The following is a 21,251-nucleotide window of genomic DNA, read 5'->3' as shown; positions in this document are numbered from 1 at the left end:
GACGGGGTGCCGGTGCGGTCTCCTGTACGCCTTCGTACACCTCTCGTCACTTCCCCGTACCGAGGTGTTTCACGTCATGGCGTACCAGGGCATCCACTCCGATGACCGGTACGTCAGTCAAGGGCCCGCCCCTCGCATCGAGCCATCCGTTATGCACCCGGTACGCCCGGGGCGCACCGCCTGTCGCCCTGTTCACACGGTGTGTCCGAGTGCCGCCGGATCGTTATCCTCAATTCTCGCTCAGATGTGATGACGCTGATCTCACCGCGTCCTAGGGTCCTTCCCAACCGAGGAGGACGGAGCAAGAAGCCGATGAGCGGAGTTTCAGTGACCAAGGGCGCCGAGGACGCCGCACCCGCGGCGAACGACCTTGTCGTACTGAGCAACGTCAACAAGCACTTCGGCGCGCTGCATGTGCTCCAGGACATCGACCTGACCATCGCCCGTGGCGAGGTCGTGGTCGTCATCGGGCCCTCCGGGTCCGGGAAGTCCACGCTGTGCCGCACGATCAACCGCTTGGAGACGATCGACTCGGGCGACATCTCGATCGACGGCAAGCCGCTGCCCGAGGAGGGCAGGGAGCTGGCCAGGCTGCGCGCCGATGTCGGCATGGTCTTCCAGTCGTTCAATCTCTTCGCGCACAAGACGGTGCTCGAAAACGTGATGCTGGGCCAGCTCAAGGTCCGCAGGACGGACAAGAAGGCGGCCGAGGACAAGGCCCGCTCGCTGCTGGACCGCGTGGGCGTGGCCACGCAGGCCGACAAGTACCCCGCCCAGCTCTCCGGCGGTCAGCAGCAACGCGTGGCCATCGCGCGGGCGTTGGCGATGGACCCGAAGGTGATCCTCTTCGACGAGCCGACCTCCGCGCTCGACCCGGAGATGATCAACGAAGTGCTGGACGTCATGCAGCAGCTCGCCCGGGACGGCATGACGATGGTCGTCGTCACCCATGAGATGGGCTTCGCGCGCTCGGCCGCGAACCGCGTCGTCTTCATGGCGGACGGAAAGATCGTCGAAGAAGCCACGCCCGACCAGTTCTTCAGCAACCCGCGCAGTGACCGGGCCAAGGACTTCCTGTCGAAGATCCTTCACCACTGATGGAGCCTTCACCACCGGTTCCCGCACCGGCTGATCACTCACATCGCGTCAACTCTAGGGAAATTCATCATGCAGCTTCGTAAGGTCACCGCCGCCTCGGCCGCCGTGCTCGCCCTCGCCCTGACCGCCACCGCCTGTGGTTCCGACAAGAAGGACGGCGGCTCGGACAGTGCGGGCGGCGGCAAGAAGATCACCATCGGCATCAAGATCGACCAGCCGGGCATCGGCCTGAAGACCCCCGATGGCAAGTACACCGGCTTCGACGTCGATGTCGCCACGTACGTCGCCAAGGAACTCGGCTACGACGCCAAGGACATCGTCTTCAAGGAGACCAAGAGCGCCGACCGCGAGACGGCGATCGAGCGCGGTGACGTGAAGTTCATCGCCGCCTCCTACTCGATCAACGACGAGCGGCTGCAGAAGGTCGACTTCGCGGGCCCGTACCTGCTGGCGCACCAGGACATCCTCGTCCGTGCCGACGACAACTCGTTCAAGTCGCCGGAGGACCTGAACAACAAGAAGCTGTGTTCGGTCGCCGGGTCGACCTCGGCGAAGAACGTCCATGACAAGCTGGCGCCGAAGGCGCAGCTCCTGGAGTACGGCGGCTACTCGGAGTGTCTGACAGGCCTGGAGAACAAGGCCGTCGACGCGCTGACCACCGACGACTCCATCCTGGCCGGCTTCGCGGCGCAGAAGGAGTTCCAGGGCAAGTTCAAGCTGGCCGGCTTCAAGATGACCAACGAGAACTACGGCATCGGCCTGAAGAAGGGTGACGCCGATCTCAAGAAGAAGATCGACGACGCGCTCACCAAGATGGTCTCGGACGGTTCCTGGGACAAGGCCGTGAAGGCCAACTTCGGCCCGGCGAACTACAAGTACGAGCCCGCCCCGAAGATCGGCAACGTCGTCAAGTGAAGCAGGGCTGACCGGGCGCGCCGTCCTTGAGCGGCGGCGCGCCGTGCCCTCCGACACGCGGAAGCGCGGGAGATCGTGTTCGACTTTCTTGAAGGTTACGACCTGCTGGGGGCCTTCTGGGTGACGGTGCAGCTCACCGTCTACTCCGCCCTCGGCTCCCTCATATGGGGAACGCTACTGGCCGGCATGAAGGTCAGCCCGGTCCCCCTGATGCGCGGCTTCTCCACCGCGTACGTGAACGTGGTCCGGAGCATTCCGCTGACCGTGATCATGGTGTTCTCGTCGCTGGGTCTGTTCCAGACTCTGAGCGTCAGCCTCGGTGCCAGCGATTTCGCTGACATCAACTTCCGGCTGGCGGTGCTCGCCCTGGTCGCCTACACCGCCGCCTTCGTGTGCGAGGCACTGCGCTCCGGCATCAACACCGTCCCGGTCGGCCAGGCGGAGGCGGCGCGTGCGCTCGGGCTGAGCTTCACACAGGTACTGCGGCTGGTCGTCCTCCCGCAGGCGTTCCGTGCGGTGGTAAACCCGTTGTCCAACGTGCTGATCGCGTTGACGAAGAACACCACGGTCGCCTCCGCGATCGGCGTCGCCGAAGCCTCGTACCTGATGAAGGACATGATCGAGGCCGAGGCCCAACTGATGCTCATCTCCGCCGTCTTCGCGTTCGGATTCGTCGTTCTGACCCTCCCGACCGGCCTGATCCTCGGCTGGGTGAGCAAGAAGGTGGCGGTGAAGCGATGAGTTCCGTCCTCTACGACGCCCAGGGACCGCGCGCCAAGCGGCGCAACATCCTGTACACGGTGCTGTTCGTCCTGTGCGCCGCGGCGGTGGTGTGGTGGGTCTACGACGGCCTCGCTTCCAAGCACCAGCTCGACTGGATCAAGTGGAAGCCCTTCTTCACCAGCTCCCAGCCCTGGGAGACGTACATCTGGCCGGGCCTCCAGAACACGCTCAAGGCAGCGTTCTTCGCCCTGATCATCGCACTGCCACTGGGCGCCCTGTTCGGGATCGGCAGGCTCTCGGACCACCGCTGGGTGCGGATGCCGGCGGGCTTCGTCGTGGAGCTCTTCCGCGCCGTCCCGGTACTGATCCTGATGATCACCGCGAACGCGGTGTACGCGGAGTACACCACCATCGACACCGATGTGCGTCCGCTGTACGCCGTGGTGACCGGACTGGTGCTGTACAACTTCTCGGTGCTCGCCGAGATCGTGCGGGCCGGAATCGAGTCCCTGCCGAAGGGCCAGGCGGAGGCGGCCAAGGCGCTCGGCATGCGCAAGAGCCAGATCATGCTGTCCGTGCTGCTGCCGCAGGCGGTGACGGCCATGCTGCCGGCGATCGTCAGCCAGCTCGTGGTCATCGTGAAGGACACCGCGCTCGGTGGCGCCATGATGACCTTCCCCGAGCTGCTGGCCTCGATCCGTCCGATGAGTGCGAACTACGGCGCGAACACCATCGCGTGCTTCACCATCGTGGCTCTGATCTTCCTCATGCTGAACTTCGCGCTCACGTCGTTCGCGAGCTGGCTGGAGCGGTGGCTCCGGCGCAGCAGGAAGAGCAAGGGTTCCCCGGCCGGCACCGCGCCCGGGGGCGCACCGGAGACCATCGGTACGCCGTCGCTCGTCATAGATGACGGACGCGCCGTCTGACGGCTCGTCGATCTGCGCCCGAGGGGCGGTGGCACATCCGCCACCGCCCCTCGCCGCCTTCCGGTGTCGCTTGACGCAGGCACCGGCAGTAGGTTGCATACGTTCTGTGATCGCGCCCCCTGCCCCCGCCGCCACACTTCCTCCGCCGCCCACCCCTCTTTCGAGCCGCCGGCTCCCTTCGTCCGCGTCCTCGGCGTCGTTCGCACGGATCCGAGGAGCCGCCCCGTGGACCCGGTGATCGTCGTCGGCGCCGGGCCCGTCGGCCTGACGCTGTCGCTCGCCCTCGCGACACAGGGCGTTCCCTCCGTCCTTCTCGACGAGGACCCGGCCAAGGACGAGACGCGTCCGGCCCGCACGGTGGTGCTGCGCGAGGACACCGCGGCCCTGGTGGAGCGGCTCGGCTGCAAGGCGCTCCACCACGAGAGCATCCGGTGGTCCGGCTGGCGGTCCGTGCGGCGCAGGCAGTTGGTGCGCGAGCTGCAACTCGGCGAGGACTCTCCCGAGGGAGATCCGTTGCTGGCCCCCATCCATCTGCCGCAGCACGTCCTGACGCGCGGGCTGCGGGACGCGGTGGCCGCACAGGAGCTGGTGCGGGTTGCCCCGTACAGCCGGATCGACACGCTGGAGCAGGACGCGACCGGGGTCACGGTCCGCACCAGGGAGCCGAACGCGACCTGGTGGCACGGGAGTTACCTGGTGGGCTGCGACGGTGCCAGGTCCACCGTGCGCAAGCTCCTCGACATCCGCTTCCCCGGCAGGACGGCGGTGGAGCGGCATGCCGTCGCGGCACTGCGCACCGAGCTTCCCTGGCCGGGGCAGGCCGTGCTGCACCGGCTGCCGCCCTGGCGCACCGGGGGCGCCGAGGTGACCGCACGACCGCTGCCGGACGGTGCCTGGCGGCTGGACTGGCTGCTGCCGCCGCGCGGCGAGCTCGTCACTCCGGATGCCCTGATCACCCGGATCCGGGACACCCTGGCGGGCTGGTGCGGCGAGACACCGCCGTACGAACTGCTGGACACGGGCGTGTACACGCTGCACCACCGGCTCGCCCTGCGCTGGCGGGTCGACCGGGCCTTCCTGGCCGGGGACGCCGCCCATCTGCTGGGCGCCCTGGGCACCCAGGGGCTCGACGAAGGACTGCGGGACGCCGAGAACCTGGCCTGGAAGCTGGGCCAGGCCTGGCACCACGGCGCCTCGGACGTACTGCTGGACAGTTACCAGGCGGAGCGCCGGGCGGCCGTCGCCGCGCGGCTGCGCGCCGCGGACCAGTCGCTGCCGATACTGCGCGGCGGCGGCGGTCTGCGGACCCTGGTCCCGGGGAGCGCACGGGGGCACGACTCGCTGCTCACCGACGGACATCTGGGCCGGGGCCCGCTCGGTGCGCCCCCCTCGTACTCGCACTCGCCCCTTGCGCCCCCACGCGCCGAGGCGCACACGTCCGTGGATACGCCCCCTGGTGCGCCGGTCGCCGATGTACGGGTGACCGCACCCGACGGCACGACCGTGCGGTTGCGCGAGCGGCTGGGGCAGGGGCACCTGCTGGTGGTCCTGGTGGCGCCCGGCACGGGGGTGTGGGACCGGCGTCACTGGATGAGCGCGGGTGTCATGCCCCGTCTGGTCGCGGCCGTCGACGCGATGCCGGTGAAGGGCGAACTGCTGGTGACCGAGAGCTATCCGGGGGCGGCGGCCCACACCGTGCTGCTGATCAGGCCGGACGGTCATCTCGTGGCGTCGTTCGGCGGGGTCCGGCCCCGGGAGCTCTTCGCGGCGGCGGACACGGTGCGCGGCGGACCGGCGCGCGGCTCCGTACGCCCGGACCAGACTGCGGGCATCAATTGACCGTCGCGGGCGCGCATGGTGTACTCCGGAACGTGACCGACACCGATGTGCGCCTGTGGCGGAGGGTCCATATGGACCTCGTCCGCTATGCGGGCTGCGTGTGTCGCCCGTCCTGCTGAATCGCTCTCCCTGCCCCGCCGTGCGCTCCACCGTACGGCCGGGCATCCGCGCGAACTCCCAGGACGGTCTCTGTGTCTGCCCCTTCGTCACCCTCTGTACGCACGCCCGCACCCGCATCCGGACGCGCTCGTGGCTCCGGCCCGTCGGCCGCGGAGCTGCTCGAATTCGTCCGCCGCGTCGCCGCCGACACCGAGATCGTCGCCGCGCTCCCGCTCGATCCCGAGGGCCGCACCTGGATCCCGCTCGAAGGGCCCGGCGGCAGCGAGGTCTGGCTGATCGGCTGGCCGCCCGGCAGCGGCACCGGCTGGCACGACCACGCCGACTCGATCGGCGCCTTCACCACCGCGGCCGGCGCCCTCAAGGAGCTGTCGCTCGCCGCCCGGCTGCCCACCGACGGCTGGAAGACCCTCGAACTCACCGAAGGCATCGACCGTTCCCGGCACTTGGCCACCGGGCAGGGCAGGGCGTTCGGCCGCCACCACGTCCACGAGGTGCTGAACGAGTCCGGCACCGAGCACGCCGTATCCGTCCACGCGTACTACCCGCCGCTGCCTCGGATCCGGCGCTACAGCCGTACCGGTGCGGTGCTCCGCCTCGAACAGGTCGAACGCCCGGAGGACTGGCAGTGAGCGACAACCGTGGGAGCGGTCCGGGACCGGTGGGGATCGACGAACTGCTGGAACGGGTCCGGGCGGGGTTCGTCCGGGTCGGACCTCAGGAGGCGACCGCCGCCGCCGCGGACGGTGCGCTGCTCGTGGACATACGCTACGCGGAGCTGCGAGAACGGGACGGACTCATTCCGGGGGCGCTCGTCGTCGAGCGCAATGAACTGGAGTGGCGCCTCGATCCACAGGGCAGCCATCGGGCTCCGGAGGCGGTGAGCCACGATCTGCGCATCGTGGTCGTCTGCAACGAGGGCTACGCGTCGAGCCTGGCCGTGGCGTCCCTGCGTCAGTTGGGACTGCACCGGGCGACGGATCTGATCGGCGGATTCCAGGCGTGGCGCGCGGCGGGACTTCCCGTCGAGGCGTGAGGGAGGGGTCCGGGGCGGGACGTCCCACCTCGGAGGTGCCCTCTCCGGATCCGTACGTGCCCGGACCGGGACTCGCCCTCCTGATCCGGGGCGCTCGCCCGCTCCGCGGGCGGTCATACAGCCGGTCGGCAGGTCCCCCGCTCCGTGTTCCCGGTGACTCCGGGCTCCGTGCGGTGCGGAACCGCTCCCCGCCGCCCTTCGCGCCGGCCGGTGCCTCTCGTCCGGATATGCCGGGCTCGCATGCCCCGGCACCGTGCCGCGCCGCCCTTCGCGCCGCTCGCCGGTCCCCGAACCCGCGGCGACACACCCGAACGCCACGCTCCGGTGGAGCGATCCCCGTAACCGACGGACATTCGGCTCAACGCCAAGGACCGACGTGACGGAGAGCTCGCACCCATGCCGATGCCCACCCTGACTCCCGACCGGCTCGACGACCGGGTCGCCCGCCTGCACGACACCGGTGCATGGCAGCAGATCGTCACCGGTTGGGATCTCACCGCCGCCGAACCCGTACGCCCCGTCTCCCCCGGCACCGCGGATCAGCTGCCGGGCCGTCAACCCGCCGACTGGCGCGACCTGCTGTCCGTACCCGTCGATCAGCTCATCGCCGAATCCGTGCGTGCTCTGCCTGCCGCCGCACCGCGCGAACGGCCCCTTCCCGGTCGGCTGGGCGCGATCCTCCCCGACCGGCTCCACTCCTGGCGGCGCGTCGGGCAGCCCGAGGTGCGGCCCTCCACCCACCTCGCCCACGCACGGCGGATCCTGACCGAGTGGGGCTGGCAGAACACCCCGTACCGACTCCGCAACGCCCGCGGCGCCCGGTGCGTCTGCGGGGCCATGCTGACCGCACACCGCCTGGGTTACGGCTCCCTCGACACCGTGGACCGGGCCGGCGCCTGGCTCGTCGCCGAGCTCCGCTCACGGGGCTGGACCGGGCTGATCGGGCTGTGGAACCGGCAGCCCGGACGTACGGCCGACGAGGCGCTCGCCCTGATCGATGCCACCATCGAACGCGCCGCCCGCGCCGGGCAGTGACCCGCCCCACGACAGCCACGCACCGCCGGGTCCCGCGATCGACGAGGGCGTGCGAGGGCGGGGGCGCGGCCGGTGACCGGCCGCGACGCCTCGTCTCAGTGGCGGGTGAGCAGCGCTTCGACCAGATCGCGCAGCGGACCGGTGAGGTCCTGCTCGGTGGCCGATCCGAGCGGCTCCAGCCCCGGAGAGGCGCGCAGCACCGTGATACCGAAGGCCACGGACAGCACGAGTTGGGCGCGCAGGAGCAGTTGGTCGCCGGTGGGGTCGTCCGGCCGCCAACCGGCCGCCGCGGCGAGCCGTTCGCTGAATGTGCGCAACAGGCCGGTGCGCATCTGCTCGGTGCGCTCGTCGCCGGAGGAGCGCAGCAGCAGGAGAAGGGCGTCCCTGGGACCGTCCACGGCGAGCACGCCCGCGGTGTGGCTGACGATGATCTCCGGGATCTGTTCCAGGTCGGCCACCGTGCGGGCCGCGTGGACGAGTTCGTCGATGACCGCCTTCAGACAGGCTTCGAAGAGGCCTTCCTTGGACCGGAAGTAGCGGTTGATGAGCGCGACGTTGACGCCGGCGTCATCGGCGATGTCACGCACGGTGGTGGCCGCGTACCCGTCGTACGCGAAGCGGCGGCGGGCCGAGTCGAGCAGAAGCCCACGGGTCCTGGCAGCGGCACCCCGCCGGGATGGCGGCGGGCTGTTGTCCGTCGGCGTCAGGGGCGCGGGACCTGCCTGGGAACTGCTGGCTTTCATGGCTGTCCTCTCTCTGCTCGAACGGTACCGCCCACGCCGTGGGTAAACAGATGTTGACCTAGCTCCCGCACCTGCCCTAGCGTCTATGTAAGCAGATGTTTACTTATGGCTCCGGGCGAGCGAAAGATGCCCGGCGGCCCCCTCACCTTCTGGAGTCCCGAATGGACGCCCCCCAGCCCACGGCCCGCACCGGCGGTGTGGTCGCCACGCTGGCCCTCGCCGGCATCACTGCCGCGATCATGCAGACGCTGGTCACGCCGCTCATCGCGGAGCTGCCCGAGATCCTGCACACCACCCCGTCGAACGCGGCATGGGTGATCACCGTCACCCTGCTGGCAGGGGCGATCTGCGTACCGATCTCCGGGCGCCTCGGCGACCTGATCGGCAAGCGCCGCATGCTTCTCGCGTGCTCCGTACCGCTCGTGGCCGGCTCACTGGTCTGCGCCCTCGCCTCCTCCGTCGTGCCCATGATCATCGGGCGCGGGCTGCAAGGCATGGGCATGGGCATGGTGCCCCTGGGCATCGCCCTGCTGCGCGACGTGGTCCCGGCGGAGAAGCTCAGCTCCTCCATCGCGCTGGTGAGCGCCTCCATGGGCATCGGGGGCGGGCTCGGCCTGCCGATCGCCGCGGCGGTCGCCCAGTACGCCAACTGGCGCGCGCTGTTCTGGGGGTCCACCGTCCTGGCCGCGCTGATCGCCGCGGCGATCTGGTTCCTCATCCCCGATGTCCCGCCCGGCGCCAAGGGCCAGCGCTTCGACGCCCTCGGCGCGGTCGGCCTCGGCGCGGGACTGATCTGCCTGCTGCTAGCCGTGTCGAAGGGCGCCAACTGGGGCTGGGGTTCGGCGACCACCCTCGGACTGTTCGCCGCCGCCGTCGTGATCCTGCTGGCCTGGGGCGCCTGGGAACTGCGCACTCGGGAGCCGCTGATCGACCTGCGCACCACGGCCCGCCCCCGGGTGCTGCTCACCAATGTCGCCTCGATCTTCGTCGGCTTCGGGATGTACGCGAGCATGCTGGTCGTGCCGCAGCTGCTCCAGTTCCCGGAGGCCACCGGCTACGGCCTGGGCCAGTCGATGCTCGCCGCCGGCCTGTGGATGGCGCCCGGCGGCGTCATGATGATGATCGTCTCGCCGTTCGGCGGGAAGCTCACCGACGCCCGCGGCCCGAAGTTCACCCTGATCTGCGGTGTCCTGGTGCTGGCCGTCGGGTACGGCCTGTCACTGATGCTCATGGGCTCCGCGTGGGGCCTCATGCTGGCCCTCATGGTCATCAACAGCGGAGTGGGCCTCGCCTACGGTTCGATGCCCGCACTGATCATGAGCTCGGTGCCGCTCTCCGAGACTGCCGCCGCCAACGGGTTCAACACCCTCATGCGTTCACTGGGCACCTCGGTCGGCGCCGCCGTGATGGGCGTGGTCCTTTCCCAGCTGACGGTCACCATGGGCGGTCACACCTTCACCTCCGAGAACGGCTTCCGCACGGGCCTGATCATCGGCTGCGGCATCGCACTGGTCGCCGCAGTCTTCGCGAGTGTCATCCCGGCCGCCCGCGCCATGTCGAGCACCGACGGCGGGAACAGGGCCGCCGCACCCGAGCAGGCCACGGCCGAAGTCTGATCCGGGCGTCAGCCCCTCAGCGGCTTCCGTCGACCCCGCCGGCCCCCGCCGCGGGGCCGGCGGAAGCCGCCCGGCGCCACCCGGTACGCCGGCCGGTGAGCCTCCGTGGGCGGCGTACCGGGCACGGGAGCAGGACCCCGTCCGTCGGCACGGGTGCACCGCACACGCAGGCACCCCCCGATACATCCTTTGACATAGCTATATCTTCAGATTAATATGTCGGACCATGTCCGCTTCCCGCGCGTCCGTCCAGGATCTCGACCGTGTGGCCTCTGCGCTCGCGGCGTGCCTGCCCGCGCTGAACCGGGCTCTCGACCGGCGGATCGCCCAGGACTTCGAGCGGCCCAAGCCGCCCGAGGGACAGCTCGCGCTGCTGCGCTTCGTGTCGCAGCAGGAGGGCGCCACCGTGCGCGAGGCCGCCGACGCGCTGCTGATGCGGCCGAACAACGTCAGCGCGCTCGTCTCCCAGCTCACCGAGCAGGGACTGCTGGAGCGCCGACAGGACACCGGCGACAAGCGGATCGCCCACCTGTATCCGACCCCCAGGGCCCGGCGGGAGCTGGCCGAGGTCCGACGCCTTGAGGGCGCACATCTCGCCCATGCCCTCCGGTCCCTCACCGACGGTGAGATGGACGCTCTCGGGTCGGCCGTCGGTGCGCTGACATCGCTCACGTGCCTTCTGCGCCCCGTGCCCGCCGCCGAGTAGCCCCCCGCGATTCCCCATCGGGGACACGACCGATCGTGCGCACGGCCTTCTCCGTGCCCGCGGGAATCTCCTGTGCCCGGAGACAGGTCCGAATCCGGACGCACCGGCGGCCGGGGCCCGGCGCTCTCTGTTCCCGCTCTGATTCCCGTAGCACTCCCGACAGACAAGGCACCTCCATGCCGTCCACCACCGTGGATCACTCATCCCTGCCCGCCGTGTCACCGCCGGACGCGAGCCCGCGCCGGGGCAGACGCTCCAACCCCTGGCCGACCCTCCTGGCGGTCGCTTTCGGCCTCTTCATGGTCCAGCTCGACGCGTCCGTCGTGGCGATCGCCAACCCCGAGATCGGCCGCGCGCTCAAGGCGTCGACCGCCGACCTGCAGTGGGTGACCAACGCCTATCTGCTCGCTCTGGCGGCCTCGCTGATCCTGGGCGGCAAGCTCGGCGACCGCTTCGGACGGCGCACCTACTACCTGGTCGGCGTCGTCGGGTTCACCCTCGCGTCGGTCGCCATCGGCCTGTCGGGCTCGATCGAGGGCGTCATCGCCTTCCGTGCGGCACAGGGCTTCTTCGGAGGCCTGCTGATGCCCAACACACTCGGCCTGCTGCGCGCGGTCTTCCCGCCGCGGAGGTTCGGCATGGCCGTGGGCATCTGGGCCATGGTCTCGGCGGTCTCGACCGCGCTCGGCCCGATCGTCGGCGGCCTGCTGATCGAGCACATCGACTGGGAATCCGTCTTCTACATCAACGCCCCCATCGGCGTGATCGCGCTCCTGGTCAGCGCCGCTGTGCTGCCGCAGAGCAAGAACGCGACCGGCCGCCGGCACCGCTTCGACGTCCCCGGCGTCGTGCTGCTGGCGCTCGGGCTGCTGTGCGTGGTCTTCGGCGTCGTCAAGGGTGAGACCTGGGGCTGGTCCTCGGCGGGCACTCTGGGGTCCGTCGCGGCGGGCTTGCTGATCCTGGCCGCCTTCGGCCGGTACGAGAACCGGGTCGAGCACCCGCTGCTGCCGATGCGGCTGTTCCGCAACCGAGCGCTGACCACCGGTACGGTCATCACCGCGCTGAACTTCTTCGTGATGCTCGGCCTGATCTTCTTCGTGATGCTGTACCTGCAGAACGTGCGGGGCTTCACTCCCGTCGAGGCCGGTGTGCGCACGCTGCCGCTCAGCCTCGCCTCCCTGGTGGCCTCTCCCCTGGGTGCGGCCCTGACCGCCCGCTTCGGACCCCGTCTCTCCATGCCGCTGGGCATGCTGCTCCAGGCCGCGGCCGCATTCGGCATGCTCACCTGGGACACCGGCTCCTCCTACGCCACCATGTGGCCGCCGTTCGTCGCGCTCGGCCTCGGCGTCGGCATGGTGCTGTCCGCCTCCTCCGACGCCATCGTCGGCCAGGCACCCGTCGAGGACGGCGGCGTGGCGGGCGGCATCCAGGCCACCGCTCTGCAGATCGGTGGCGCACTGGGCACGTCCGTACTGGTCTCGCTGATCAGCAGCCGGGTCGGCTCGACACTGAGCGGCGAGTTGACCGGGGCGGGTGTGCCGGCGGAGGTGGCTGCCGGGATGGCGGAGGCCAAGGACGCGGTGGCGATGGGGGTCGCGCCGGTCTCGCCCGACATGTCGGCCGGGCTCCGGGCGGCCGTCGTGGAAGGCAGTGGCCAGGCCTTCATGAACGGTGTGCACACGGCCGTCACCGTCACCGGGGTGCTCTGCCTGCTGGGCGCCGTCGTCGCGGCGGTCGGCCTCCGGCGCGCCCCGGCGTCCGCGCGGCACTGAACACCGATGGCCCGTGTCCGCCCCGGCCGGAGCGGACACGGGCCGTCTCCCACCGCCTCATCCGCCTGCCGCTCCCGAGATCGACGCCGAAGGGCCCTGTCGTACGCGGTCGGCGCGGGCCGCTTCCCGCGAACACTGCGTCCATCGTCCGGTCACGCCCCCGTCCCCGACCCCGCAGGGCCGGCCGCCGGGCCGTCCGCCCCGGGTTCAGCCGCGGGCCGGAGAGGGAGCGGATGCACAACGCCGAACTCCACAACCGTACGACCGACCTCGATCCCCGTAACAACAGGCTCCGGTCCCACACGACAGACCCTGATCCCGCACGCCGGTCCCAGGCCCCGGTCCTGCACGACTGGCCGTGCCCGGCAATGCGCCCACCGCTGTCCCCCGCCCGCGCCTCGTCGGCATGAAGGAACCCGGACGATCCACTTACCCCGTCCGCCCCGTCCGCCCCGTGTCATGGTTCCCGCACGTTCATCGCGCGGTACGGGCCGCCGTTCAGAAGGGCTCGTCCAAGCCCTCGGTGTCCTCGCCCTCCTCCGCCAGCGCCTGCCGCACCACGCGCAGGGCCATGCCTTCCCCGTATCCCTTGCGGGCGAGCATGCCCGCGAGTCGGCGCAGCCGCTTGTCCCGGTCCAGGCCGCGAGTGGAGCGCAGCTTGCGCGCGACCAGCTCACGGGCCGTCTCCTCCTCCTGCTCGGAGTCGAGCTGTCCGACCGCCTCGTCGATGACGGCGGAGTCCACCCCCTTGGTACGCAGTTCACGGACGAGCGCGCGGCGCGCCAGCCCTCGTCCGTGATGGCGGGACTCCACCCAGGCGTCCGCGAAAGCGGCATCGTCGATCAACCCGACATCCTCGAAGCGCGACAGCACTTCTTCGGCCGCCTCATCCGGGATCTCCCGCTTGCGCAAGGCATCCGCGAGTTGCTTTCGGGTGCGTGGCGTCCCGGTGAGCAGCCGCAGACAGATGTTGCGCGCCTGTTCGACCGGGTCTCGCGGCTCCCCCTTCTCGGCCCTCGACGAGGAAGGGGAGCCGCTGCTCCTGGAGCGGGAGCGGGCACGATGCCCCGCCCCCTCACCGAATCCGGCGTCCGAGCCGGTGCCACGGGCTGGACCGGCCTCCGGCTCGTACCCGCCTTCGGACTCGGCCGTGTGTCTCGTGACGGCGAATTCGGAACCGGTACCGGCGCCATGGTCATGGGCGCTGACCGGCCATTCCGTACGACGCGTCACGGTCTAGCTCTTGGCCGCAGCCTTGGCCGGCTTGGTCTTGCCGGCCGGAGCGGGCACCGACTTCGCGCTGTCGGCCGGAGCCGCGGCGCCGCCCGCCGCATCCGCACCGGGTTCGCCGGCATCGGCATCCGGCCTGACGCCGACCCCGAGCTTCTCAAGGATCTTCTTCTCGATCTCGTTGGCGAGATCGGGGTTGTCCTTGAGGAAGTTGCGGGCGTTCTCCTTGCCCTGTCCGAGCTGGTCGCCCTCGTACGTGTACCAGGCGCCCGCCTTGCGGACGAAGCCGTGCTCCACACCCATGTCGATCAGACCACCCTCGCGGCTGATGCCCTGGCCGTAGAGGATGTCGAACTCTGCCTGCTTGAAGGGCGGCGCGACCTTGTTCTTCACGACCTTGACACGGGTGCGGTTGCCGACGGCGTCGGTGCCGTCCTTCAGCGTCTCGATCCGTCGGATGTCGAGGCGCACCGAGGCGTAGAACTTGAGCGCCCGGCCACCGGTCGTGGTCTCGGGCGAGCCGAACATCACACCGATCTTCTCGCGGAGCTGGTTGATGAAGATCGCGGTGGTCTTGGACTGGTTGAGCGCGCTGGTGATCTTGCGGAGTGCCTGGCTCATCAGGCGGGCCTGCAGGCCCACGTGCGAGTCGCCCATCTCGCCCTCGATCTCCGCACGCGGCACGAGCGCCGCGACGGAGTCGATGACGATCAGATCGAGGGCGCCGGAACGAACCAGCATGTCCACGATTTCGAGAGCCTGCTCACCGTTGTCCGGCTGGGACAGGATGAGGCTGTCGATGTCGACGCCGAGCTTCTTCGCGTACTCGGGGTCGAGGGCGTGCTCCGCGTCGATGAAGGCCACCGAGCCGCCGAGCTTCTGCGCGTTCGCCACCGCGTGCAGCGTCAGCGTCGTCTTACCGGAGGACTCCGGTCCGTACACCTCCACCACACGGCCGCGCGGCAGTCCGCCGACGCCGAGGGCCACATCGAGGGCGGTCGACCCGGTGGGGATCACCTCGATCGGCTCGTTCGGCCGCTCACCGAGGCGCATCACCGCGCCCTTGCCGAATTGCCGTTCAATCTGTGCGAGTGCGGCGTCCAGCGCCTTCTCGCGGTCGGTTCCTGCCATGGGTTCCACCCGATTTGCTTGAGTCGATCGCTTCACGTCAAAGACGCTAACCCCTGCCACTGACAATGGGCCTCGACGTCCTCCCGGCCTGTGGACAACTCCACGGTCGGGCCCGGGAAAACCCGGCCGGAATCCCATAAGAATGGATGTTCGATTTTAGTGTCAAGCGCACCGCGCCGGACCGAACCGCCCCTCAAGTGTCCCTGCCCTGCGCCACCGAGGTCTCTGCCGTCGAAGGTTGATGACGTGAGTTCGTGCGAGTCGAAAGTTGAGCGGCACGGAGTCCTGGGCGTCACAAACGGTGGACCACTCTCCGGCTACCGTTGCTCCGCATGCCCCATACCGAGATCGAGATCACAGCGGAGTTGGTCCGGGACCTTCTGCGTGACCAGCACCCTGACCTGGCCGATCACCCCCTGACGCTCGGCGCTCGTGGTTGGGACAACCAGCTGTGGTGGCTCGGCGACGACCTCGCCGTCCGGTTGCCCTGGGCGACATTGTCTGCGGACGCGCTCCTACGCAAGGAGTATGCCTGGCTGCCCTCCCTCGCCCCGCAGCTTCCTTTGCCGGTCCCCGTCCCGCAGCGCCTCGGCGAGCCTTCCGAGCGGTTTCCGCGACCCTGGATCGTCACCACGTGGGTGCCGGGCGAGCCCGCCGACCGCGCCCCCGCCACGCGCGCCGCGGACGCGGCCGACACCTTGGCCGCTTTCCTCAACGCTCTTCACCGACCTGCCCCCGACGGGGTGCCGACCGGCCGCGGCCGTGGGGGTCCGCTGATCGACTGCGCCGAGCCGTTCGCCCAGCAGCTGGCCTCAGCCACCGAGCTGGGGCTGATCCCCGACCCGGACGCCGTCCGCGCCATCTGGGAAGACGCCGCCACCGCACCCACCTGGGCGGGGCCCGCGCTGTGGCTCCACGGCGACCTGCATCCGGCCAACATCCTCACCACGGACGGCACCTTCTGCGGCGTGATCGACTTCGGCGACCTCTGAGCGGGCGCCCCGGCCACCGACCTCGCCTCCGCCTGGACGCTGCTGCCGGACGGCGCCGCCGATCGCTTCTACGGGGCCTACCAGCCGACCCCGGACCCCGCGACCTTGCGTCGCGCCCGCGGCTGGGCGGTGCTGCGCGCCCTCGTCGGCGTCCTCGTCGGAGACGCCGGCATCCATGGCCGCCCCGGCGGCAAGCCCACCTGGGGCCCACCTGCCCACGCCACGCTGCGACGCCTCGTCGCAACGGCTGAACGCTGATCAACCGAGCCACGTGCCTGCCTTGACACCGATCAGGGCTGACCTCGGTGAGACCGAGCGCCGCGGCCCCCTCCCTCGGCCGCGCACTCGCCCATGACGCGAGCCGGGATCTCTCGTCCGGATCCGGCCTGATCCGGACGAGAGACCCTGCACGTGGCCGCTCACCAGGCGGTCTTCATCGCCCAGCACGTCCTCGACCTCCGATGACAAACGCTTGAGGTTCGTCGGCCGACACGACGAGAAGCCGCTGAAGCGGCCCCGCCCACCGAGGCGGTCAGGCACGCCCCGGTTCCTCCGGTGTCCCGGCCCCGCCCGGCCCGCCCCGGGCCTCATCGCTCTCGGCGGCCCCCAGGGAGCGACGCAGCCGTGCGAGCACCGTCCCGCCGCGCTGCTGCTGGTGGCGGCCGTGCACCCGCGGGTCGTCCGTCACGTCGTACCGCTTCACGTAGGCACCGAGGAACGCCTGGAGCGTGGCGACGGCCGGAATCGCGATCAGCGCGCCCACAGCGCCCATCAACGCCGTGCCCGCGATGACCGATCCGAAGGCGACCGCCGGATGGATGTCGACGGTCTTGGCGGTGAGCTTGGGCTGCAGCGCGTAGTTCTCGAACTGCTGGTAGACCACGACGAAGCCGAGCACCCACACGGCGTACCAGGGGTCGACAGTGAACGCGATCAGCATCGGCAGGGCGCCTGCGAGATACGTACCGATCGTGGGGATGAACTGGGAGACCAGTCCGACCCAGATGGCGAGCGCGGGCGCGTACGGAACGCCGAGGATCACCAGCAGGATGTAGTGCGCGATCCCGGAGATGAGTGCCATCAGGCTGCGCGAGTAGAGATAGCCACCGGTTTTGTCGACCGCGATCTCCCAGGCCCGCAGGACCTCGGCCTGCCGGGCGGGCGGCAGTACGGAGCACAGGGCACGCCGCAGCCTGGGGCCGTCGGCGGCGAAGTAGAACGAGAACAGGAAGATCGTCAGAAGACGGAACAACCCTCCGAGCACGGTGGTGGAGATGTCGAGCACCCCGGTCGCACTGTTCTGGACGTACTTCTGCAGCCAGTCCGAGTGCAGGAGGCTGTCCTGGACCTCGACACGGGAGAGCTCGGTGTGGAAGTTCTGGTTGACCCAGTTGATCACCGAGTCCAGATACTTCGGGAACTCCTCGACCATGTCGACTATCTGGCCCGCGAGCATGGATCCGAGCAGTACGACAAAACCGGCGCCGGCTGTCAGTACGGCAAGAAAGACCAGGAAGGTGGCCATGCCGCGGCGCATGCCGCGCGCCGCCATCCGGCTCACCGCGGGCTCGATGGCGAGCGCCAGGAAGAACGCGATCAGCACGTTGATCAGCAGCCCGATGAGCTGGTCGAACGCCCAGCTGCCGAGCTGGAAACAGGCGTAGAGCGTCAGGGCGAGCACCATGGCACGCGGCAGCCATGCGGGCATACGGGTCGGCCCATTGCCGGACGGCGCGGCCGGCGCGGCGGACGGGGCGGGCTGGGGGAAAGTCGTCTGGGTCTGGGCTGTCTCGTCTGTCGGTGACACGGCTCCAGTCTCGCCTACGACAGTGACAGACAGCGGCCCACCCCGGACAACAGCACAGGTCCGACCGCTGACGAGCCGGAAATCAGCGCCTGTCGGCGGATGCGACCGGACCGGCCGGGGCCGACGTTCGTCGGCGGGTGCGACCGGACCGGCCGGGATCAGCGCTTGTCGGCGGGAATGTCGACCGCCGCACAGACACCGCGCCAGACATCCTTGGCGTCCCAGCCCGCGGCCAGCGCCTGGTGCACCGTCCGTCCGCCCAGTTCGGCCATCACATGATCGCGCGCGAAGGAATCGGCGTAACCCGCGCCGAAGTGGTCCGCCATCCGTTCCCAGAAAATCGTCAACCGCATGACCTCAGTATCCCGCTCCTGAGAGTGCAGCCGGGCCGCTACGTCTTGTCGAGAGCGCTTACCGCCCTACGGTCGGTCCATGGCTGGAACCGGAACAAGTCCCCTCAACCGTGCCGAGCAGTTCATTTGGCTCACGGCCCGTGTCCTAGAACAGCGGCGGTTCGCCCATCACTTCCTGGAAGGAAGTGCGGATGCCGTGGAAACGGCGCTCGCCGCCTATCTGAACGAGGACGGCGGGTACGGACACGCGCTCGAACCCGATCTGCGCGGCCCCGTAAGTCAGCCGCTGCACACCGCGCACGCGCTCAACGTCCTCGATTCCATCGGCCGCTGCGGCGGGATCCGGGTGGAGCGGATCTGCCGCTTCCTGACCGAGGTGTCCACCAAGGAGGGGGCTCTGCCCGCTCTCCTGCCGTCGCAGCGCGGCTATCCGGCCGCGCCGTTCATCCCGATCCTCGACGATCCGCCCGCGGAGCTGTTGGCCACCGGCCCCGTCGTCGGGCTTCTGCACCGCAACGCGGTGTGGCATGCCTGGCTGTTCCGGGCCACCGATTTCTGCTGGGCCGCGATCGACGCCCTGGACCGGTCGCATCCGTACGAGATCGAGGCGGCGATCGCCTTTCTGGACGGCGCTCCGGACCGGGCCCGTGCGGAGGCTGCGGCCGACCGGCTCGGCCGGCTGGTGCGGGACCAGCGGCTCGCCGTGCTCGATCCGCAGCGGCGCGCGGAGTACCCGGTGGCGGCCGGATACGCACCGGCCGAGCAGCACTTCCCGTACGACTACGCCCGTACACCCGACTCGCTCGCCCGCCGCTGGTTCACCGACGAGGAGCTGGAGCGCTCGCTCGACCATCTCGCGGCCGAGCAGCAGGCGGACGGCGGCTGGCCGGTGAACTGGCGGCAATGGGCGCCGGGAACGGCTCTGGAGGGGCGCCCCATCGTGACGCTCAAGGCGCTCATGACGCTGCGGGCCCATGGACGCAGTCTCGACTGGGACCGGGAGCGACGAAACGGGGAGCGCGAGCCCGACCGCGGTGTCTAACCGAGGGCGCGTACCCCCGCGGTCACGACCACGGCGGCCCCCACGACCACGAGGAAGGGCGCGCGAAGGACGAGTGCGAGCGCGGCCGCGGCAAGCCCCGCGCCCCTGGCGTCGAGCGTCAGGTGCTGGCCGGCTCCGAACGTCTGCTGCGCGGTGAGGGCGGCCAGCAGTGCCACGGGCAGGAGCGCGGCGAGCCGCTGTACGAGCGGACGTTCCAGGACACCGGCGGGCACCAGGAGTCCGAGCAGTTTGGCGAGGTAGCAGCCGACGGCGGTCAGCGCGATGGCGATCCAGACGTTCATCGGTTCGCCTCCGCCGCGGTCGTGTCCGCAGTTGTCGTGTCCGCAGTTGTCGTCTTCGCCGTGGACGAGTCCGCCGTGTTCGTCCGCGTCGTGGCCGTGCTCCCGTTCGTTCCGTTCCGGCGCCCGCCCAGGAAGAGGACGGCGGGTGCGGCGAGTGCGGACAGCAGGACGGGGACACCTGCGGGCAGTACGGGCAGCAGTCCGAGCGCGAGCAGGACCGCGACGGCGGCGGTGATCCGCTCCGTCGTGGTCTTGAGCATCGGCGCGAGCAGAGCGAGGAAGACCGCGGGCGACGCCGCGTCCAGCCCCCAGGCGTCGGTGTCGCCGAGCGCCTTGGCACCGAGGGCCCCCAACAGCGTCGTCAGGTTCCACAAGGCGTAGAGGGTGAGTCCGGTGACGGCGAAACCGATCCGTGCGGCCCGCCGGGTGGGCTGCGGCAGTGTGACGGCGGTGGTCTCGTCGATGACCCACTGGGCGGCAAAGGGGCGGAGCGTGCGCGGAAGCGCGAGAAGCTGCGACAGCCGCAGGCCGTAGAAAGAGTTGCGTACGCCGAGGAAGAAGGCCCCGGCCGCCGCGGTGTACGGATTGCCGCCCGCGGCGAGAGCGCCCACGAGGGCGAACTGCGAGGCGCCGGTGAACACGGCGAGGCTGAGCACGCAGGTCTGCAGCAGGCTCAGTCCGGAGCCGGCCGAGGTCACGCCGAACGCGAAACCGGAGAGTCCGACGGCTATGCCGACCCCGAGTGCGTCGCGCACCACGGCCGCGTCCGACTTCGTCGCGGCCACGTCCGGCTGCGCCCCGGAGAGCGCCGGGCCCCCGTGGGGCAGGCCGGCTGCTCTGCCGACGCCCTCTGGAAATGTTGTCTGTTCTGCCACGACCGGAACGTTACGGGGGCAGATCCGGACCGGTCTTGTACGTTCTTGCACGTTCGCGCTGGTTCCAGGTCCTTGCACGTTCGCGCTGGTTCGTTCTCGCACGTTCGCGCTGGTACGCGCCGGGTGGCACCCCCACGATCCGGGTGAAATGACGATTGAGATGCGGCTGATCGGTGAAGCCGACCTCGGCGGCCGCCTCCGCGGGCGCCCTCCCCTTGTCGAGCATCCGGCGTGCGGCCCGCACACGGGCATCGGTGAGCCAGGCGTGCGGGGGCATCCCGTACTGCTTCTTGAAGGCTCTCAGCAGCGCGAACGGACTGGTGCCGAGTTCCGCGGCCAGCGCGGTCAGCGTGGGCGGCCGCGCCATCCGGTCTTCCAGCAGCACGCGGGCCCGCGCGGCGTCGCGGGCACCGGCCGAGCGGGGCACGCGGGCGGGCAGCGCGCCGCCGTGCCGGCTGAGCAGCCGCGCGACCATGACCCGCAGCACGGTGTCGGCGGCGAGCGCGTTGCCCTCCTCCGCGGCCCGGTGGACCTCACCGATCAGCCGGGCCGCGTACGCGTCCACGACGCCGGTCTCGGCGAAACCGACCGTGCCGCGCAGGCTCGTCGTATCGGCCGCGATGTCGTTGATCACCCGCGCGGACGGGTACAGCGTGGCGTACACCCAGCCCTCGGGAACACCCGCGCGGGCGGTGTGCGGCACCTCCGGATTGATCATGACGACGACTCCGGGGCCCGCGTGGACGGTGCCGCCCGGCAGCCCGACGTCCTCCACCCCGCGGGTGATGGTGCCGAGGACGTAACCCTCGTGGCTGTGGCGCGGGAAGGTGTGGCGCACGTACCGGGCACGCAGCAGATCGAGGCCGGGCAGCTCCGCGTGCTGCCAGTACCTCGCCCACTCTCCCGATCCCGGCTCCGGTCCGGCTCCCATGGGCGAATTCTCGCAGGCCCCGGACGGGGTCGACGGTGGCCGTCACCACCGTTGTCAGTGGC

General features: G+C 70.1%; 21 protein-coding genes and 1 pseudogene. 14 read left to right on the top strand and 8 right to left on the bottom strand.

All coding sequences use genetic code 11. The features are described from left to right. Nucleotides 1–312: 312 nt before the first annotated feature. From ACIOHC_RS12295 to ACIOHC_RS12255, 9 genes are all read left to right on the top strand, one after another. A complete protein-coding gene (locus tag ACIOHC_RS12295; protein ID WP_351082735.1) occupies nucleotides 313–1,098 on the top strand; it encodes an amino acid ABC transporter ATP-binding protein in 786 nt (261 codons plus the stop codon). 69 nt (nucleotides 1,099–1,167) lie between these two features. After that, nucleotides 1,168–2,013, top strand: a complete 846-nt coding sequence (locus ACIOHC_RS12290; protein WP_351082733.1) for a glutamate ABC transporter substrate-binding protein — start codon at nucleotides 1,168–1,170, stop codon at nucleotides 2,011–2,013. A gap of 75 nt (nucleotides 2,014–2,088) precedes the next feature. Beyond that, complete coding sequence (locus tag ACIOHC_RS12285) at nucleotides 2,089–2,754, top strand: amino acid ABC transporter permease (RefSeq protein WP_351082732.1); 666 nt, start codon at nucleotides 2,089–2,091, stop codon at nucleotides 2,752–2,754. Next, nucleotides 2,751–3,662 carry an amino acid ABC transporter permease gene (locus tag ACIOHC_RS12280; protein ID WP_351082731.1) on the top strand — a complete coding sequence of 304 codons (912 nt, stop codon included), beginning with the start codon at nucleotides 2,751–2,753 and terminating at the stop codon, nucleotides 3,660–3,662. The genes ACIOHC_RS12285 and ACIOHC_RS12280 overlap by 4 nt, the downstream gene beginning before the upstream one ends. Before the next feature lie 225 nt (nucleotides 3,663–3,887). Beyond that, nucleotides 3,888–5,501: an FAD-dependent monooxygenase gene (locus ACIOHC_RS12275; protein WP_401842660.1), complete on the top strand. Its 1,614-nt coding sequence runs from the start codon at nucleotides 3,888–3,890 to the stop codon at nucleotides 5,499–5,501. Nucleotides 5,502–5,533: 32 nt separating this feature from the next. Then, nucleotides 5,534–5,620 carry a putative leader peptide gene (locus ACIOHC_RS12270; protein WP_311605579.1) on the top strand — a complete coding sequence of 29 codons (87 nt, stop codon included), beginning with the start codon at nucleotides 5,534–5,536 and terminating at the stop codon, nucleotides 5,618–5,620. A gap of 72 nt (nucleotides 5,621–5,692) precedes the next feature. Then, complete coding sequence (locus ACIOHC_RS12265) at nucleotides 5,693–6,250, top strand: cysteine dioxygenase (RefSeq protein ID WP_351082727.1); 558 nt, start codon at nucleotides 5,693–5,695, stop codon at nucleotides 6,248–6,250. Further along, entirely contained in the window at nucleotides 6,247–6,654 is a 408-nt protein-coding gene (locus ACIOHC_RS12260) for a rhodanese-like domain-containing protein (protein WP_365691947.1), read from the top strand. The genes ACIOHC_RS12265 and ACIOHC_RS12260 overlap by 4 nt, the downstream gene beginning before the upstream one ends. A 396-nt stretch (nucleotides 6,655–7,050) precedes the next feature. Continuing rightward, nucleotides 7,051–7,689: a hypothetical protein gene (locus tag ACIOHC_RS12255; RefSeq protein ID WP_365691948.1), complete on the top strand. Its 639-nt coding sequence runs from the start codon at nucleotides 7,051–7,053 to the stop codon at nucleotides 7,687–7,689. 95 nt (nucleotides 7,690–7,784) lie between these two features. Here the strand turns inward: ACIOHC_RS12255 and ACIOHC_RS12250 are convergent, their stop codons facing one another. Continuing rightward, the gene (locus ACIOHC_RS12250; RefSeq protein WP_351082720.1) at nucleotides 7,785–8,432 is read right to left on the bottom strand and encodes a TetR family transcriptional regulator; all 648 of its coding nucleotides are present in this window, start codon (nucleotides 8,430–8,432) and stop codon (nucleotides 7,785–7,787) included. Nucleotides 8,433–8,593: 161 nt separating this feature from the next. Between ACIOHC_RS12250 and ACIOHC_RS12245 the strand changes: the two genes are divergently transcribed. The 3 genes from ACIOHC_RS12245 to ACIOHC_RS12235 all read left to right on the top strand — a co-directional run bounded on the left by ACIOHC_RS12245 (nucleotide 8,594) and on the right by ACIOHC_RS12235 (nucleotide 12,526). Next, the gene (locus tag ACIOHC_RS12245; RefSeq protein WP_351082719.1) at nucleotides 8,594–10,048 is read left to right on the top strand and encodes an MFS transporter; all 1,455 of its coding nucleotides are present in this window, start codon (nucleotides 8,594–8,596) and stop codon (nucleotides 10,046–10,048) included. Between the two features lie 226 nt (nucleotides 10,049–10,274). Continuing rightward, on the top strand, nucleotides 10,275–10,754 hold the full coding sequence (locus ACIOHC_RS12240; RefSeq protein WP_351082717.1) for a MarR family transcriptional regulator: 480 nt from the start codon (nucleotides 10,275–10,277) through the stop codon (nucleotides 10,752–10,754). 176 nt (nucleotides 10,755–10,930) lie between these two features. Further along, nucleotides 10,931–12,526: an MFS transporter gene (locus ACIOHC_RS12235; protein WP_351082716.1), complete on the top strand. Its 1,596-nt coding sequence runs from the start codon at nucleotides 10,931–10,933 to the stop codon at nucleotides 12,524–12,526. A gap of 498 nt (nucleotides 12,527–13,024) precedes the next feature. Here ACIOHC_RS12235 and recX read toward each other — a convergent pair whose 3' ends face one another. Beyond that, complete coding sequence (gene recX / locus ACIOHC_RS12230; protein WP_389636971.1) at nucleotides 13,025–13,759, bottom strand: recombination regulator RecX; 735 nt, start codon at nucleotides 13,757–13,759, stop codon at nucleotides 13,025–13,027. 3 nt (nucleotides 13,760–13,762) lie between these two features. Beyond that, nucleotides 13,763–14,887, bottom strand: a complete 1,125-nt coding sequence (gene recA / locus ACIOHC_RS12225; protein ID WP_351082712.1) for a recombinase RecA — start codon at nucleotides 14,885–14,887, stop codon at nucleotides 13,763–13,765. Between the two features lie 332 nt (nucleotides 14,888–15,219). Between recA and ACIOHC_RS12220 the strand changes: the two are divergent. Then, nucleotides 15,220–16,137: pseudogene (locus ACIOHC_RS12220) on the top strand (aminoglycoside phosphotransferase family protein). A 274-nt stretch (nucleotides 16,138–16,411) separates the two neighbouring features. Here the strand turns inward: ACIOHC_RS12220 and ACIOHC_RS12215 are convergent. Then, a complete protein-coding gene (locus ACIOHC_RS12215; protein ID WP_365691955.1) occupies nucleotides 16,412–17,587 on the bottom strand; it encodes an AI-2E family transporter in 1,176 nt (391 codons plus the stop codon). Nucleotides 17,588–17,844: 257 nt separating this feature from the next. Continuing rightward, nucleotides 17,845–18,039 carry a DUF3046 domain-containing protein gene (locus ACIOHC_RS12210; RefSeq protein ID WP_351082710.1) on the bottom strand — a complete coding sequence of 65 codons (195 nt, stop codon included), beginning with the start codon at nucleotides 18,037–18,039 and terminating at the stop codon, nucleotides 17,845–17,847. Nucleotides 18,040–18,118: 79 nt separating this feature from the next. On the opposite strand from ACIOHC_RS12210, the gene ACIOHC_RS12205 reads away from it, so the two are divergent. Then, the gene (locus tag ACIOHC_RS12205; protein WP_351082708.1) at nucleotides 18,119–19,081 is read left to right on the top strand and encodes a hypothetical protein; all 963 of its coding nucleotides are present in this window, start codon (nucleotides 18,119–18,121) and stop codon (nucleotides 19,079–19,081) included. Here the strand turns inward: ACIOHC_RS12205 and ACIOHC_RS12200 are convergent. The 3 genes from ACIOHC_RS12200 to ACIOHC_RS12190 are packed head-to-tail and all read right to left on the bottom strand — an operon-like array spanning nucleotide 19,078 to nucleotide 21,189. Next, nucleotides 19,078–19,383, bottom strand: a complete 306-nt coding sequence (locus ACIOHC_RS12200; RefSeq protein ID WP_351082706.1) for an AzlD domain-containing protein — start codon at nucleotides 19,381–19,383, stop codon at nucleotides 19,078–19,080. The two genes, ACIOHC_RS12205 and ACIOHC_RS12200, sit on opposite strands and share 4 nt — an antisense overlap. Then, nucleotides 19,380–20,258: an AzlC family ABC transporter permease gene (locus ACIOHC_RS12195; protein WP_389636972.1), complete on the bottom strand. Its 879-nt coding sequence runs from the start codon at nucleotides 20,256–20,258 to the stop codon at nucleotides 19,380–19,382. Before ACIOHC_RS12195 ends, ACIOHC_RS12200 begins: the two co-directional genes overlap by 4 nt. A 10-nt stretch (nucleotides 20,259–20,268) precedes the next feature. Continuing rightward, the gene (locus ACIOHC_RS12190; RefSeq protein WP_351082704.1) at nucleotides 20,269–21,189 is read right to left on the bottom strand and encodes an AraC family transcriptional regulator; all 921 of its coding nucleotides are present in this window, start codon (nucleotides 21,187–21,189) and stop codon (nucleotides 20,269–20,271) included. Nucleotides 21,190–21,251 lie beyond the last annotated feature (62 nt).

It is taken from the genome of Streptomyces sp. NPDC088252, from assembly GCF_044740965.1.
Taxonomy (GTDB): domain Bacteria; phylum Actinomycetota; class Actinomycetes; order Streptomycetales; family Streptomycetaceae; genus Streptomyces.
The sequence above is the reverse complement of the archived record's forward strand: the minus strand, read 5'-3'. Positions and strand labels throughout refer to the sequence as shown.